This window comes from Corynebacterium pseudodiphtheriticum DSM 44287 (genome assembly GCF_000688415.1).
GTDB classification, from domain to species: domain Bacteria; phylum Actinomycetota; class Actinomycetes; order Mycobacteriales; family Mycobacteriaceae; genus Corynebacterium; species Corynebacterium pseudodiphtheriticum.
Map to the genome: position 1 here is coordinate 19,384 of NZ_JIAH01000005.1, position 14,113 is coordinate 33,496.

Annotated in this window: 14 protein-coding genes; 10 read left to right on the plus strand and 4 right to left on the minus strand. The window is 57.8% G+C overall.

Annotation, left to right across the window (positions count from 1 at the left end):
- Positions 1 to 170 precede the first annotated feature (170 nt).
- The 5 genes from msrA to O146_RS0100775 all read left to right on the plus strand — a co-directional run bounded on the left by msrA (position 171) and on the right by O146_RS0100775 (position 4,959).
- On the plus strand, positions 171 to 833 hold the full coding sequence (gene msrA, locus O146_RS0100755) for a peptide-methionine (S)-S-oxide reductase MsrA (RefSeq protein WP_021353453.1): 663 nt from the start codon (positions 171 to 173) through the stop codon (positions 831 to 833).
- 45 nt (positions 834 to 878) lie between these two features.
- Complete coding sequence (locus tag O146_RS0100760; RefSeq protein WP_021353454.1) at positions 879 to 1,604, plus strand: glycerophosphodiester phosphodiesterase family protein; 726 nt, start codon at positions 879 to 881, stop codon at positions 1,602 to 1,604.
- 104 nt (positions 1,605 to 1,708) lie between these two features.
- Positions 1,709 to 2,752: a virulence RhuM family protein gene (locus tag O146_RS0100765; RefSeq protein WP_027017412.1), complete on the plus strand. Its 1,044-nt coding sequence runs from the start codon at positions 1,709 to 1,711 to the stop codon at positions 2,750 to 2,752.
- 80 nt (positions 2,753 to 2,832) lie between these two features.
- Entirely contained in the window at positions 2,833 to 3,753 is a 921-nt protein-coding gene (locus tag O146_RS0100770; RefSeq protein WP_018121640.1) for a DUF5926 family protein, read from the plus strand.
- A gap of 117 nt (positions 3,754 to 3,870) precedes the next feature.
- Positions 3,871 to 4,959 carry an alkene reductase gene (locus O146_RS0100775; RefSeq protein WP_027017413.1) on the plus strand — a complete coding sequence of 363 codons (1,089 nt, stop codon included), beginning with the start codon at positions 3,871 to 3,873 and terminating at the stop codon, positions 4,957 to 4,959.
- 47 nt (positions 4,960 to 5,006) lie between these two features.
- On the opposite strand, the gene O146_RS0100780 is transcribed toward O146_RS0100775, so the two are convergent.
- Together O146_RS0100780 and O146_RS0100785 are read right to left on the minus strand one after the other, a co-directional pair.
- Positions 5,007 to 6,305 carry an LCP family protein gene (locus O146_RS0100780; protein ID WP_051137434.1) on the minus strand — a complete coding sequence of 433 codons (1,299 nt, stop codon included), beginning with the start codon at positions 6,303 to 6,305 and terminating at the stop codon, positions 5,007 to 5,009.
- Between the two features lie 612 nt (positions 6,306 to 6,917).
- Positions 6,918 to 8,042, minus strand: coding sequence for an amidase (locus O146_RS0100785; RefSeq protein ID WP_051619176.1), 1,125 nt, complete (start codon positions 8,040 to 8,042; stop codon positions 6,918 to 6,920).
- Between the two features lie 24 nt (positions 8,043 to 8,066).
- On the opposite strand from O146_RS0100785, the gene pheA reads away from it, so the two are divergent.
- Both pheA and O146_RS0100795 read left to right on the plus strand, forming a co-directional pair.
- Positions 8,067 to 8,942, plus strand: coding sequence for a prephenate dehydratase (gene pheA / locus O146_RS10585; RefSeq protein WP_035000456.1), 876 nt, complete (start codon positions 8,067 to 8,069; stop codon positions 8,940 to 8,942).
- Between the two features lie 2 nt (positions 8,943 to 8,944).
- Positions 8,945 to 9,598 carry a histidine phosphatase family protein gene (locus tag O146_RS0100795; RefSeq protein WP_035000458.1) on the plus strand — a complete coding sequence of 218 codons (654 nt, stop codon included), beginning with the start codon at positions 8,945 to 8,947 and terminating at the stop codon, positions 9,596 to 9,598.
- Between the two features lie 46 nt (positions 9,599 to 9,644).
- Here the strand turns inward: O146_RS0100795 and O146_RS0100800 are convergent, their stop codons facing one another.
- Both O146_RS0100800 and O146_RS0100805 read right to left on the minus strand, forming a co-directional pair.
- Complete coding sequence (locus O146_RS0100800; protein WP_023018787.1) at positions 9,645 to 9,992, minus strand: metallopeptidase family protein; 348 nt, start codon at positions 9,990 to 9,992, stop codon at positions 9,645 to 9,647.
- A 59-nt stretch (positions 9,993 to 10,051) separates the two neighbouring features.
- Positions 10,052 to 11,074 carry a septum formation family protein gene (locus O146_RS0100805; protein ID WP_024272847.1) on the minus strand — a complete coding sequence of 341 codons (1,023 nt, stop codon included), beginning with the start codon at positions 11,072 to 11,074 and terminating at the stop codon, positions 10,052 to 10,054.
- A 44-nt stretch (positions 11,075 to 11,118) separates the two neighbouring features.
- Here O146_RS0100805 and serS point away from each other — a divergent pair, with 44 nt between their 5' ends.
- From serS to O146_RS0100820, 3 genes are read left to right on the plus strand one after another with little or no spacing between them, the layout of a single operon-like run.
- Positions 11,119 to 12,369, plus strand: coding sequence for a serine--tRNA ligase (serS, locus tag O146_RS0100810; RefSeq protein ID WP_024272848.1), 1,251 nt, complete (start codon positions 11,119 to 11,121; stop codon positions 12,367 to 12,369).
- The gene (locus O146_RS0100815) at positions 12,366 to 13,262 is read left to right on the plus strand and encodes a lysophospholipid acyltransferase family protein (protein WP_027017417.1); all 897 of its coding nucleotides are present in this window, start codon (positions 12,366 to 12,368) and stop codon (positions 13,260 to 13,262) included. Before serS ends, O146_RS0100815 begins: the two co-directional genes overlap by 4 nt.
- A 17-nt stretch (positions 13,263 to 13,279) precedes the next feature.
- Entirely contained in the window at positions 13,280 to 14,113 is an 834-nt protein-coding gene (locus tag O146_RS0100820; protein WP_027017418.1) for an HAD family hydrolase, read from the plus strand.

Here is a 14,113-nt window from a genome sequence, read left to right on the forward strand (position 1 = left end):
GTTGGGTACATCGCCCATAATAGGCACGTATAAGAATTTCGCAACATTTTTATGACATAAAACTATTCACGCACACCAAGCATCAGAGGATGCTCTTATAAACAAATACACAGCTGCACGCGAGCTCCTTTCACAGTATTTAGCGAGCTACGCGGGCGTAGAATATCGGCATGTGGATGTTTGGAAATAACCCAGAACTCGTCGCCGAAGAAGACGCCCTGCATGGCGGAAAGCACCCGGTCCTAGAAAACCCACGCCCGCATGCCGTGTTGGGTACGCCAATTACTGGCATCTGGGAAGACGGCCAGGCCAGCCTGATTGTGGGCTTGGGGTGTTTCTGGGGTGTGGAAAAACTTTATTGGAACCTCGACGGCGTGGTGTCTACGTCGGCTGGTTATGCCGGTGGCGTGACGCCGAACCCGACGTACCGGGAGGTGTGCACGGGGCGCACCAATCACGTGGAAGTTGTGCGCGTGGTTTATGATCCTTCTCAGATTTCCCTCGAGGATCTGGTACGCGTTGGTCTAGAAGCACACGATCCAACTCAGGGTTATCGGCAGGGCAACGACGTGGGTACGCAGTACCGCTCGGCGTTTTATACCGAAGGCCCAAACGCGGCGGAAGAAAAACAGACCGTCGACAAGCTTGTCGACGCCTACGGTAAGAAATTGCAGGCCAACGGCTACGGTGAAGTCACCACGGAGATCGCTACGCTGGCCGAGACCCCGGCGGGCGAGTACTACTTGGCGGAGGACGAGCACCAGCAATACCTGGAGAAAAACCCACAAGGCTATTGCCCGCACCACGGCACGGGCATTGCCTGCAGTATTTAGGCTTGGTCGCTGTATCTTCGTTATCCCGAGGAGTTCACGCACACCATGTTGACTGGCTGTCATATCGTTGCCCACCGTGGCTATTCCGGGAAGTATCCGGAAAATTCGCCGGAGGCGTTTCAGCAAGCCCTGCAACTGCCCATTCATGGCCTGGAATGCGATATTCGCGCCAGCCGCGATGGGCAGGCGGTGGTGATTCATGATCCCAGCGTGGACCGCACCAGCAATGGCACCGGCATGGTCGCGCGCATGACGTGGCCCGAGCTGCAGCGGCTGAATATCGGTTCCGAGGATGCGCCACAACAACTCATGCTTGTCGACGATTTGCTGCGCATGCTCGGGAATAACTCGCACCACCTTTATATTGAGACCAAACCGCTGGTGCGGCAGGGGGCTGCGCTGGAAAAAGCTCTGGCGCGGGCGTTGCATCGTACCGGCATGGTTGCGGACCCTCGTGTGCACATCATTTCTTTTTCACATGCTTCGCTGCGCAGGCTCGCGAGTCTCGTGCCGCAGGTGGACCGGATTTATTTGCGCCGCGGTTGGGAACGGCGGTGGAACAGCCGCGATTTGATGCTCTCACGCCCGCATGCGCTGGGGCTTTCTCTGGACCACGGCAAAGCCAACCCGGCTGCGATTGGTGTGGGAGGCCGTCGGACGTACATGTGGACCGTCGATAAGCCAGAAGATATGCGCTGGGCGCGCGATCACGGGGTGAACCTCTTGGCGACGAATTGGCCGGAGCGTGCACTTAAAACGCTGCGGGAATGAGAAGGGGCTGTAAACATTCGTACGAAGACTCTGCTTGCCGAATAAGTGACTGTAAAGTACCGGGTAGCTCAACAAGCGATTGAACGTAACTGGGGGATGAAGCAATGAGTGATAAGCCAAGGAGCGTAGGAATTTCATCAGTAGGACCATTGCTTACGTTTACTGCGACGGATCTCGAACACGATCTGTTGGTGCGGTATGAGCAAGGGACAATTTGGCTAACGCAGGCGTTGATGGGGGAGCTGTTCGGTGTAGATAAGCGTACTGTTTCTGAGCATCTTCGGAATATTTTCGCATCAAGAGAACTGGATGGGGATTCAGTTGTCCGGAAAATCCGGACAACTGCCGATGACGGTAAGAATTATCAGGTCAAACACTATAATCTCGATGCGATAATTTCGGTTGGGTATCGGGTGAACTCCAAACGGGCGACTCAGTTTCGCATCTGGGCTACTAAAGTGCTTCGAGATTTCACGTTGCGCGGTTTCGTTGTCGATAAGCAGCGCATGGAACAAGGCGAGATTTTTGGGGACGACTATTTTGAGCAGTTACTCCAAGAAATTAGAGAAATCCGATTATCGGAGCGTCGCTTTTATCAAAAGGTGACAGACATATATGCAACGGCGACAGACTATGACAAGGATGCACCGGTTACAAAAACTTTCTTTGCTACGGTGCAGAACAAACTGCATTACGCGGTACATGGCCACACCGCTGCAGAGCTGATTCATGAACGTGCTTCGGCAGATAAAATGCATATGGGCTTGACAACCTGGAACAAAGCTCCAGATGGCAAGGTGCTGGCCGGGGACGTGACCGTCGGCAAGAACTATCTATCTAAAACAGAGATCAAAGATTTAGGGCGGCTTGTTGAAACGTTCTTGAACTTGGCTGAAAGTCGAGCTGAACGTCAGATTCCAACCACTATGGAACAGTGGGCGGGACTACTCGATCAAGTATTATCGATCGATGGTCGTGAGTTGCTTAAACATGCGGGCAAGATTTCTAAGAAGCTTGCTGATGAATTTGCGCTTGGAGAATTTTCCAAATTTCGGGTTGAGCAGGACAAGAGATTTAAGTCTGACTTCGATGCTTTCATAGAAGCAGGTGAAAATGCGGTTGAATCCATCAAGAACGATGACGATTAATAAGTTCACTTTGGGAACCGTCGGCATACGCTGCGGCGCTATGGAAAATGAGCAGGCAGCTATGTCGTAAACTGGCGCGCATGGCGAAGAAGAAAAAGAAGCAAGAAGACCTCCCCGAGGGAATGTCGCGTCGACAAGCAAAACTTGCAGCCCGGGCTGCGGAACGTGCCAAGCTGGAAAAAGATCCACGCCCTTTCGCTGGGTTCGCGTGCGAAGCCGAACTAATTGCACTGCAAGAATTTGTGCCCTCCGGTTACGCGAAAGTGGATATCGCAGGCATCGATCGCACCGTGTGGCTGTGTAGTGTTTTGCCGGGAGCATCCGCAGCGATGATCCGCGATGAGCAATACGGCGGAGATGCCTTCGTCGCACTGCAGGTGCAAGCCCACGGCGTGAACCCGCACCATGACCTGGCCTACGCCCTGAACTGGGTGAAAGAGCACTCGGCTGGCGAATCGCTGGTGTCCACGGCAGCCGACGGCAACCAGCCGGAACTCACGGAACTGCTGCCGCACGACACCACGCTGGATATCCAGCTCGAGCAAGACTTTTCCTGGTGGATGCCAGAAGGCGCGCCCATGCCGGAGCAGGTTGCGCAGTCGATGCAGATGGCCAACGATTCCGTCATTGAAACCCACGCGATCGATGCCGACGCGCCGGGTGCTTTGTGGTGGTCGGATACCGGCAGCGGTAAGGCGCACATCCGCTGGGTACGCCCGGTGGACAACGAAAACGATTTCCTTAACGCCTTGGCACGCGTGGCCGCTCGCGGTGACTTGCACGTGGGTGAAGACACCAAGTTTGCCGGTGTGTTCCGTACTCATGGTGTGATTGCCCCAGTTTTTGATGTCACCCCGGAGCCAGCCGCGGATTCCTACCGCGAGCAGCTCGAACGCGTGAACCAGGCTTTGGAAGAAGAAATCTCCAACGACGCGCAGCTTTCTGCCGACGAGCGTAAGCAACTGCAAAACATTAAATCGCGGCAGGTCACCATCCGCTAGTACCGCGGGGCAGCGGCTGCAGCCTCAGAGCAGCGGCCGCAGCCGCAGTGATCTGCGGTTTAGCGGCCTGCCGGAAGTGCGTGGAACAAAGACGCGCCAAAGATCGTTGTAGTTGACATGACATCATTATTTACGACTTTGGAACTTGGCCGCTTTAGATTGAAAAACCGCATGACCATGGCCGCGCTGACGCGTCAGCGCGCAGGTCATAGTGGGGTGCCGAGCGATATGCATGTTCGGTACTATTCTCAGCGTGCTAGCGCGGGCCTCGTAGTTACAGAGGGTACCTTCCCCGCATGGACAAATCGCGCGTTTCCGGGCCAAGCAGGTATCGCAGATGATGAACAGGCGGCCGGTTGGCGCGAGGTAGCCAACGAAGTGCACAACAGTGGCGGTGTCATTTTCATGCAGCTCATGCACGGTGGCCGCACAAGCCACCCGGATCTTATCGATGGAGCCCAAGCAGAAGCACCCAGTGCACTGGATTGGGGCGGAGAAGTTCGTGGGTTTTCCGGCAAAATGGACGCGCCGATGCCACGTGCACTGGAGACCAAAGAAATTCCACGCATCGTCGAAGAATTCCGCGCTGCTGCACGTCGCGCCGTAGAAGCTGGAGTTGATGGCGTGGAGATTCACAACGCCAACGGATACCTGTTGCATGAGTTTTTGGCACCATCCGCCAACCAGCGTGACGATGAATTCGGTGGTAGCCCCGAAAACCGATGGCGATTGCCTGAAATGGTCATCCGCGCGGTGGCTGATGAAATCGGGGCCGACCGCGTCGGAGTGCGCTTTTCCCCAGGGCACAACGTGCAAGGAGTCATCGAAGAAGACGAAGCAGACATGGTGGCTACATATGGCGGTCTCATAGATGCCATCACGCCACTAAACCTGGCTTATGTTTCCTTCCTGCACGCGGAGCCGGAAGGTGAGCTGATGTCGACCTTAGCGAACAAAGCGCGCGCTAACGGTGTGACCAAAGTACTGATGAATGATGGGTTTGGCACCGTGACTACAAAGGAAGATGCCCAGCGGGAGCTGGAATTAGACTACGTAGATGCTGTTGTAGTCGGGCGACAGTTTATTGCGAACCCAGACTTGGTGCGGCGGTGGCACGAAGATTTGGTGCTGAACGAACCAGATCAAGCCACGTTCTATATGGGCGGCGAACGTGGCTATACAGACTACGAGACAATCGCGGATTAACCACTAGCTCTGTAACCGATGAATGCGCCCCTGCACTAAGCAGGGGATTAGCGCAGTGAGTTCCAGAGGTTTTCTGCCTCAATCTCGTCCCATAGCACCACGTTTCCGACGTCGGTATCAGCAAAACCACCGACCGGTACCGTCTTGGTTTCCACCCCGGTACCCATCGACAATGCCAGGCGGGCCAGGTGCCATACGTGATCGCTTTCGCCGACGGTAAACGACTTTGATACCGAGCTGATCATCGGGAATACGTCAAAAGGGTTGAGCAGCGTCGACGGGTTCGTAGCCTCGTGCATCAGCGCAGAGAAAAACTCACGCTGGCGTTCTACACGGTCCAAATCACCCATCGCGGTGGCACGGGTACGCACATAGCCCAGTGCGTTGGCACCGTCCATTTCTTGGCATCCTGCGCCAACATTGAGATTGGCCAACGGATCGTCGATCGGTTCGGAAGGACACAATTCCACCCCGCCGATAGCGTCGACAATATTGGCCAAACCGCCCATGCCCACTTCGGCGTAGTGATCAATGCTGACTCCGGTGTTGGCCTCCACGGTTTGCGTCAATAGCTGTGGGCCGCCATAAGTAAATGCCGCGTTGATTTTGTCTTGCCCAAAACCAGGCACGTCGACGTAGCTGTCGCGAGGAATGGAAATCAGCTGTGCACTGGTGCCTTCCAGGTGCAGCAACATGATCGCGTCGGTGCGGCCGGTTCCAATATCGCCACCGGTGCCTAGCCGGGCAATATCTTCTTCGCTTAAGCCCACGCGCGAATCCGAACCAACCAGCAGCCAGTTCGTGCCCTTGGTGGATCCGATAGGTTGCTCCGGTTCCGAGGCCACGCGGGTGAGCTGGGCATCCGCCCAAAAAGCAATAACCAGCAGCAGAACTATGAGCACTGCCAACGGCCAGCCCAAGCATCCAACACAGCCGAATTTCGGGCGGCGCAGCTTCGAGCGCAACCCGGCCGCACTAAACTTTCCGAAACCACGGCCACCGTGCGCGCCGGGGTGTGGATTGCGTACATCGGCGTAAGCTTGCTGGTACTGCTGGCTCGGTTGCCCATACCCACCGGGTTGTGGATAGTACTGTCCAGGTTGTTGGGCATAAGGTTGCCCCACATAATTTTGTGGCGGCCGTTGCTGTGGTGGCCGTTGCTGTTGTGGAGGCTGCTGATACGGAGATTGCTGCCCAGGAGGCTGTTGCCCTGGCTGCTGTGGAAATTGCTGTGCGGAACGAGACGGCACTTCACCGTGACGGTCCTGTCCTGCCGCGCGGCCCTGCGCGTACCCTGCCGCGGCACCACCGACAGCACCGCCCGCTACTGGTCCGCCCAAGTCCATGCGGGTCGGCTCCGAAGGGATCCGCTGTTGGTTGCGCGACTGGTGCAGTTGCTCGCGGTTGACCGGACGAGCACCCGGGTGGTTGTGCCCGGAGACCGAACGTGCACCATGCCCAGCATCGTGATTTGTGCTCTGCCGAGCAGAATTAGCCCGTTGCGCATCATAAATAGCGCGTTCACGGCGCAGCTTTTCCCGGTCAATCGGCGGGCGGTTCGCCCGCGAATCTTGCCGGTTGGTGCGCGCCGGGCGCGCAGAGTGTGCAGAACGCTCGGAGTGTTCAGGCCGCTCAGGCCGTTCGGAACGCGGCGGACGTGCAGCACGAGGGGCACGCGAAGGTTCTTGCGGGGCTTCGGGCTTGGCATGTCGCCCGCCGCCAGCGGAATGACGGCCGCTTTCCCGTGCACGATCGGGCGCCGTGCGTGGACGCCGTCGTACTGGCCGACCGTAGCGATCCAGCAGCGGCTTACCGTCGCGCCCCAGGACGACGTCACCTTCTGCAGGCCCGTGGGATCCCCCGTGCCGTCCAGCTGGCCGTTCTCCGCGATCTGTCATGGCAGATATTTTACCTATCCTTGCTTGTGCAGTGCCCGCTTAGTGTCCTTTAGTAAGTAATCACGCATGCACATCAAGCGCGAGCCCGAGCAGCTCGTCGTCGGCAAGCGTGATGGACCCCAAATGAACCCCAACTGGTGGGCGTCCAGGCAAAGCCCAAGGAATCGAAATAGCGGGCCTTCCCGTCATATTAAATAGCGAACACCATGGTGACCAGCGGGTTTGCTCGGCAAAACAACGTGAGTGCTCCATCGCGGCAAAATGGCCCACCGGCGGCGGATCATGGGTGAGCGTGGGCGATAACACCACATCAACATTCCAAAAAGAATGCAACAGACCATTCAGTGCCGCGGCGTGTTTTTTCGCTGCCTGCACCTCCGCTGGTGCTTGCCGACGCCCGAGCTGCCCCACCCAGTGCGGGTAGCCGACGGTGCCTGAGCCTGGTGCTAATGTGTCGTCGGCAAGCGCGGTGGCGAGCGCGGAGCTAAAAATCGTGCGGAAGGCGTCTAGGGTGCGCTCACCGGGAAACGCAGTGATGGGGATGATCTGGTGGCCCGCGGAATTAAGCGCTTCGGCGGCTAGCTCTGTGGCCTGCACCATGGGATCGGCAACCTCGGCATCTGCCAAAATCGGGTCGGTGAGTAGGCCGACGCGCACACGAGCAATGCTGGGGTGAAGTTCGTGCAAGAAAACCGAATCAGCCACCGTGGTGGTGACAAACCCCTGCACCGCTAACGCCCCGTTCGGCATTCCCGGTGGCCGCGGGGTGGTGGGTTTGAAACCGACAAGCCCGCAGGCCGCAGCCGGAACACGGATCGAACCACCGCCGTCCGAGGCATGCGCGGCGCGCACAGTACCGAGTGCGACCTGCTCTGCAGCACCACCCGACGAGCCACCCGGGGTCGCGCCCGGCCACAAGGGATTCGTCGGGGCAGGCAGGCCCACCGGCTCGCAATCAATGCGTAAGCCCAGCTCAGAAGACGCGGTTTTCGCTTCGATGCGCGCGCCCTGGGCTTGCAGATGCGCTAGAAACGGCTCGGTGCGCTGGGCAATATATCTGCGGGAGATATTGCCCAAGGTGGTGGGAAGCCCGGCGACGTCGTAAAGATCCTTTGCTGGGATCGACCAACCCGCCAGCCGCTCGGGGTTGGGGAGGTGCGCGTGTTGCGCCCGCGGAAAGACCATGCAGATCAGGGTAATCTAGCGGGCATGAGCACCGTGGCATACCTGGGACCCGCCGGAACTTTCACCGAGGCTGCACTGCACAAGCTACAGCGCGCCGGGGTGTTTGCTCGGGCGGGACACGATGCAGGGGCTGGTATCACCGCTGTTCCGGTGGCTTCGCCGGGTGAGGCTTTACGACGCGTCAGCATAGGCAAGGCCGATTATGCCGTTGTAGCCGCAGAAAGCTCCGTCGAAGGCGCAGTGACTGCCACGCACGACGCGTTGGTGGAAAACCCCGGGTTGCAGATTTTCGCCGAGGCCACACTGGATATCCAATTCAGCATCCTGACTGCTACCGAAGAAATCGCGGCAAAGCCGCACGCGATTACCAGCATTGCGACGCACCCGGTGGCGTATCAGCAGATCCGCACCTGGGTGGAAAACCACCTGCCGAATGCCGAGTTCATCCCGGCCTCATCCAACGGGGAAGCCGCACGCATGGTCGCACAAGGCCGCGTTGATGCCGCTGCCGCCCCGGATAATGCTGCGGATCTGCATGGGCTTGCGCGGCTAGCACAAGGGGTGGCTGATGTTTCCGGCGCCCAGACTCGTTTTATTGCACTTACTGCGGCGCAGCGAAGCGCTGCACCCCGCACGGGCAACGATCGCACCGGAATCATTTTTCACGTGCACAACGAACCCGGCGCACTGGCTGGCGTGTTGCAGGAAATCGCTGGCCACGGGGTGGATTTGTCCCGCATTGAATCCCGCCCGACGCGCACCGGACTGGGGACTTACCGCTTTCATATCGACATGCATGGCCACATCGATGACTTACCGGTGGCCGCGGCGCTTGCGGCACTTGAACGGCGCTGCGAGAAAGTGCAATTCCTCGGCTCCTGGCCCAAGGCAGGGGTTTAAGCATGGGAAAAGTCATTTTGCTCCGCCACGGGCAAACACACTCCAATATCCACGGCTACCTGGATACGCGCCCGCCGGGAGCAGAACTCAGTGAGCTGGGGCGTCGACAAGCCCACGCTGTTGGTGAGGAATTCGCCCGTGATCTGGGAGAAATCCCGCAGTGGTGGTCGTCGATGGCCATCCGCACGCAGCAAACCTCTGAGATCGCTGCCCGTGCCTTCGAGCAATTCCGTGGACTCGAGCCCTACACCATCCCAGTGCAGGTGACCCCGGGGCTGTTTGAGGTTTTCGCTGGTGACTACGAAATGAGCCAAAACATGGGGAAAATCGCCGAATACCATCAGTGTTTGCTGCGGTGGCTCGAAGGCGACGAACAAGCAGCAACCCCTGGCGGTGAAACCTACCCCGAGATTCTGGCGCGCTATTTACCAGTGATGGAACAAGCCGCAGCCAGCGATAACACCACGGTCATTGCCAGTCACGGCACCGTTATCAGAGTCGTGGCGCGCTACCTCACGGGCCTGGACCCGAGGCAAGCATTTGAATGGTATCTGCCCAACTGCCGCTACATCGTGCTAGACCCGGCAGGGCGGGAGTTTGGGCAGTGGAAGCTCGAGCGCTGGGGCGACTATGATCTGGGGGTCCTGCATACCTGAGCCGTGCTGCTTACGGCAGCCGAAAGAGCCGGGCGGTGCGGAAGTTTTAGCCAAAACCAGCGGCATGCAGCTGCTCTTCGTCCATACCGAAATAATGCCCGACCTCATGAAACACAGTCACCTCGACTTCGTCGGCAAGCTGCTGGATACTGCTGCAATATCGCTTCAGGGCTTCGCGGTACACAAAAATCGCATCCGGCAGAAAACCTGTGTGGTGGTGGGTGCGCTCCACCAAGGACACGCCCTCATACAGGCCTAAAATCTCGGGGTTTTCCGGGTGAAAATCCTCAATCAAAATGGCAACATTGCGCAGGCGATACGCGAAATCATCCGGGATTTTATCCAGCGCATCTAGCACTAGCTCCTCGAAATCCTCGTCGCTAATTTCAACCATTGCCCACCACCTTTGCACCTTTGCCGGAAGCGGAATGATTTCCGCTGTCATCGCAGTTGTTAGCGCCTTGGATTACGCTCTGGACGTTCCTCTGGTGGGCCACCGTCGATAGTCAACGCCCCACGGCCTTCGCGTGCTGTGCCTTCAATGGTGGAAAAACCGCCGCCATCGCGGGCGTGCACCAGCGTGCAATTCACGGAATAGGAACCATTACGCCAGGAATCCTCGCTAATCGCACCCCAGTATGGTTGCAGCGTGGACTGGTACAGGTTTTCCTCGCCGCCTAAATAATCCTCGCCTGCGCGGGTGCAGACGTCGGCAAGAAATTCATCCTGGGCTTCGCCGGCCGGGTATCCATCCGGGAAATTCTCCCGCAAATTGACCGTTGAGGTGACCTCCATGTGGTGCGGTTCGCCGCAGGCGACCTCGGTCAGGGTTTGTGATTCCTCGATGCGTAGGCAGGACTGTGCGCTATAAACCCGGGCTTGATCGCGCTCCGAAACCTTGCCGGTGGTCAGCTGCGGCACACCGCGCGCATCGGTGGTTTGCAGGCCGCACAGCATGGTGCGATCGCCATTCTCCCAGGCAGGAGCCGGCGGGAGGATAGGGGCGATGGAATATTTGCCGGTCGGATCAAAACGACCATCTAAGTAGCGCAGGGTGGGTGCGCGGCAGAGTTCTTCGCGTAGCTGGGCTTGGCGTGCGGTGCCGGGAACCCCCGCTTCCGGGCCGAACTCGGCAGTAGGATAAGCACTCAAATCCTCGCGCGCGGAGACTTCAAAACGGTGTTCTTCCGCGCAGTCGGCTTGTTCGAAATTGGTGATTTTACCTTCCGGGGTAATATCCCAGCTCAGACAGGCGCCAGCATCAGCGGTGGTGAACGATGCCACCTTTGGCTTTGGTTTCTGCGTCGATTCGGTCGCAGGGCTGGCGTTGACGGTGGTGTCGTTTGCTTGACCAGTGCTGCTGGAACCGGAATCCGAAAACAGCCCATAGCCGGTTAATGCCGTTGCGCTGGCAAGAGCAGTCACCAGTGCCGTGCGCACTGCTGCTGCTGATCGCCATGGTGACTGAGTACTCATCGGCAGCTAGTTTACCTTGTCGTTTCACGCTAGACTCTGGAGGCGTGATTGATCTGAAGCTTTTGCGCGAAAACCCTGACCTTGTCCGACAGTCGCAGCGCACCCGCGGCGAGGACCCGCAGCTTGTCGACGAGCTGCTGGCTGCAGACGAAAAGCGCCGTCGCGCTATTGCCACCGCAGATGATCTGCGCGCGGAACAAAAAGCATTCGGTAAAAAGATCGGTCAGGCTTCCGCAGAAGAACGCCCAGCGCTGCTGGAGGGATCTTCCGAGCTGAAACTAAAGGTCAAGCAGGCGCAGGAAGAGCAAAAGGCCGCCGAGGATGAAGTAGCCGCCATCCAGTACCGTTTGTCGAACATCGTGGAGGGCGCACCTGCCGGTGGCGAGGAAAACTTCATTGAAATCGAACGCGTCGGAGAAATCCCTAGCTTCGATTTCGAACCGAAAGACCACCTGGAGCTTGGGGAAAAGCTCGGGCTTATCGACATGACTCGCGGTTCGAAGGTCGGTGGCGCACGTTTTTATTACCTCACTGGTGATGGTGCTTTCTTGCAACTGGGCATGATGATGCTCGCTGCGCAAAAAGCGCGCGAAGCCGGATTCCAGCTGATGGTGCCTCCGGTTTTGGTGCGCCCAGAGATCATGTCTGGCACGGGCTTTTTGGGTGAACACTCCGACGAAATTTATTACCTGGAACGCGATGACATGTATCTGGTCGGTACCTCGGAGGTGGCGTTGGCGGGCTATCACAAAGACGAGATCATCGATCTTGCCGACGGCCCAATCCGCTATGCCGGCTGGTCTTCGTGCTTCCGTCGGGAAGCCGGTTCGCACGGTAAAGACACCCGCGGTATTTTGCGTGTGCACCAGTTCGACAAGGTAGAGATGTTCAGCTACTGCAAACCGGAGGATGCAGCAGCGGAACACCAGGCTTTGCTGAACCTGGAAAAAGACATGCTTGCCGCCATCGAGGTTCCATACCGCACCATCGACGTTGCCGGGGGTGATTTGGGTAGCTCCGCAGCACGCAAATTCGATAACGAGGCCTGGGTGCCATCTCAGCAGACTTTCCGTGAGCTGACTTCCACCTCGAACTGCACTACCTTCCAAGCCCGACGCTTGTCGACGCGTTACCGCGATGAACAGGGCAAAACCCAGACTGCTGCGACGCTCAACGGCACGCTAGCCACCACTCGTTGGCTGGTTGCGATCCTGGAAAATCACCAGCAGGCCGACGGCACCGTGGTAGTCCCAGAAGCCCTACGCCCATTCGTCGGCAAGGAGATTTTGGAGTGACCGAATACCGCAGCCGTGCCGGGCTACGCGTGCCAGAAAACCTGCCGAAGCTGAGAAAGCACCCATCTGAAGCCCGCGAAATTCCCTACGGCACCCCGGTGGTGCCGCTGGCTCGCTGGCTGATGTTTCTGCAGGGCATCGAAGTGACCGTGGACGGCGTCGAAAATATCCCTGCTGATGGTGGCGCGCTTCTGGCAATCAACCACACTGGCTATTACGACTTCATCCTGGGCGGGTACCCTGCGTACCTGCGGGGACGTCGCATCGTGCGCATGATGGCGAAAAAGGCGATTTTTGATACGCCGATTGTCGGTACTGTGCTGCGGATGATGGGCCACATCAGCGTGGACCGTTCTGCAGGAAAAGGTGCTGCATCCAAGGATGCAGCGGTGCAGAAATTGCGTGAGGGCAAACTGGTGGGGATTTTCCCAGAGGCTACGATCTCACGCGCATTTGAAATCAAAGACCTGAAGACCGGTGCTGTGCGCATCGCAGATGAAGCAGATGCGCCGTTGCTTCCGGTGATTATTTGGGGATCGCAGCGCATCTGGACCAAAGACCTGCCCAAAAACCTCTGGCGTGCCAATGTGCCGGTGCGGGTAGCCGTCGGCAAGCCCATCGAACTCAGCGGTTCCGTAGAAGAAGATACTGCAGCGCTGAAAAAAGCGATGGAAAAGCTGCTAGAAACCACCCGGGAGAAATACGCCGAGCGTCATGGGCCATTCGAACCTGGCTTACCGTGGATGCCGGCTTCTTTGGGCGGGAGCGCTCCAACCCTGGAACAAGCCGCTGAAATTGATGCTGCCGCGCGTGCCGAACGCGCACGTAAAAAAGCTGCGAAGGCGGAAAAAGCTGCAAAGGCAGCGAAGGCGGAAAAGAAAGACCGCAAGTGAGCCAGGCAGATGATGCAATGGCCATCGGGCCCGCCCCGCGACTAATCGTCAGCGATATTGACGGTACCTTCATTAATTCGGCCGATCGTGTGCCGCCGCGGGTACGCGATGCCATACATAAGGCAACCGCGCAGGGGATGCATTTTGCTTTAGCGACTGGGCGCCCTTTCCGCTGGTTGCAGCCGGTATTAGAACAAATAGCAGCCCGACCAGTGTGTGTCACTTCCAATGGAGCGGTGATTTACGACTGTGCTGCCGATGAGGTGCTCACCGCCGCAGAGATCTCGCCGGAACTGATGGAAGAGGTCTATCATACTGCACAAGAAATTTTTGCCCCCTACGGCGGGGTAAGTATCGCTGCAGAATACGCAGGCTATTCCGTACGGCAAGACCCAACCGAGCTGTTTGTGGCCGCGGATAATTACGCACACACTTGGGCCGATTCGCAATTTATTTCTAAGCCGACAGAACAAGTCTGGCAAAAGCCCGCCGTGAAGTTTTTATTGCGTAATCCGGCGATGTCCGCGAACCAGATGTATGGGCTGTTGGCTGAACATATTGATAGCCGACGCGCACACGTTACGTATTCGATTGATGCGGGATTGCTGGAAGTCGCGGCACCGGGGGTAAACAAGGCCGCTGGCCTGGAATTCCTTGCCAACCACTTGGGAGTGGCGGCTGCGGACGTCATCGCCTTCGGTGATATGCCAAATGACATTGAGATGCTGCGCTGGGCCGGGCGTGGGGTAGCAGTAGAAAATGCGCACCCGGCGGTGCGCCAGGCAGCTGATATGGTAACTGGGTCTAATGACGATGCCGGGATAGCCCAGATCATAGAACGGTGGCTGTAG

Coding starts and splice junctions, on each gene's coding strand:
- msrA (WP_021353453.1), top strand. CDS start 171: ATGTGGATGTTTGGAAATAACCCAGAACTCGTCGCCGAAGAAGACGCC.
- O146_RS0100760 (WP_021353454.1), top strand. CDS start 879: ATGTTGACTGGCTGTCATATCGTTGCCCACCGTGGCTATTCCGGGAAG.
- O146_RS0100765 (WP_027017412.1), top strand. CDS start 1,709: ATGAGTGATAAGCCAAGGAGCGTAGGAATTTCATCAGTAGGACCATTG.
- O146_RS0100770 (WP_018121640.1), top strand. CDS start 2,833: ATGGCGAAGAAGAAAAAGAAGCAAGAAGACCTCCCCGAGGGAATGTCG.
- O146_RS0100775 (WP_027017413.1), top strand. CDS start 3,871: ATGACATCATTATTTACGACTTTGGAACTTGGCCGCTTTAGATTGAAA.
- O146_RS0100780 (WP_051137434.1), bottom strand. CDS start 6,305: ATGGACTTGGGCGGACCAGTAGCGGGCGGTGCTGTCGGTGGTGCCGCG.
- O146_RS0100785 (WP_051619176.1), bottom strand. CDS start 8,042: ATGGTCTTTCCGCGGGCGCAACACGCGCACCTCCCCAACCCCGAGCGG.
- pheA (WP_035000456.1), top strand. CDS start 8,067: ATGAGCACCGTGGCATACCTGGGACCCGCCGGAACTTTCACCGAGGCT.
- O146_RS0100795 (WP_035000458.1), top strand. CDS start 8,945: ATGGGAAAAGTCATTTTGCTCCGCCACGGGCAAACACACTCCAATATC.
- O146_RS0100800 (WP_023018787.1), bottom strand. CDS start 9,992: ATGGTTGAAATTAGCGACGAGGATTTCGAGGAGCTAGTGCTAGATGCG.
- O146_RS0100805 (WP_024272847.1), bottom strand. CDS start 11,074: ATGAGTACTCAGTCACCATGGCGATCAGCAGCAGCAGTGCGCACGGCA.
- O146_RS0100820 (WP_027017418.1), top strand. CDS start 13,280: ATGGCCATCGGGCCCGCCCCGCGACTAATCGTCAGCGATATTGACGGT.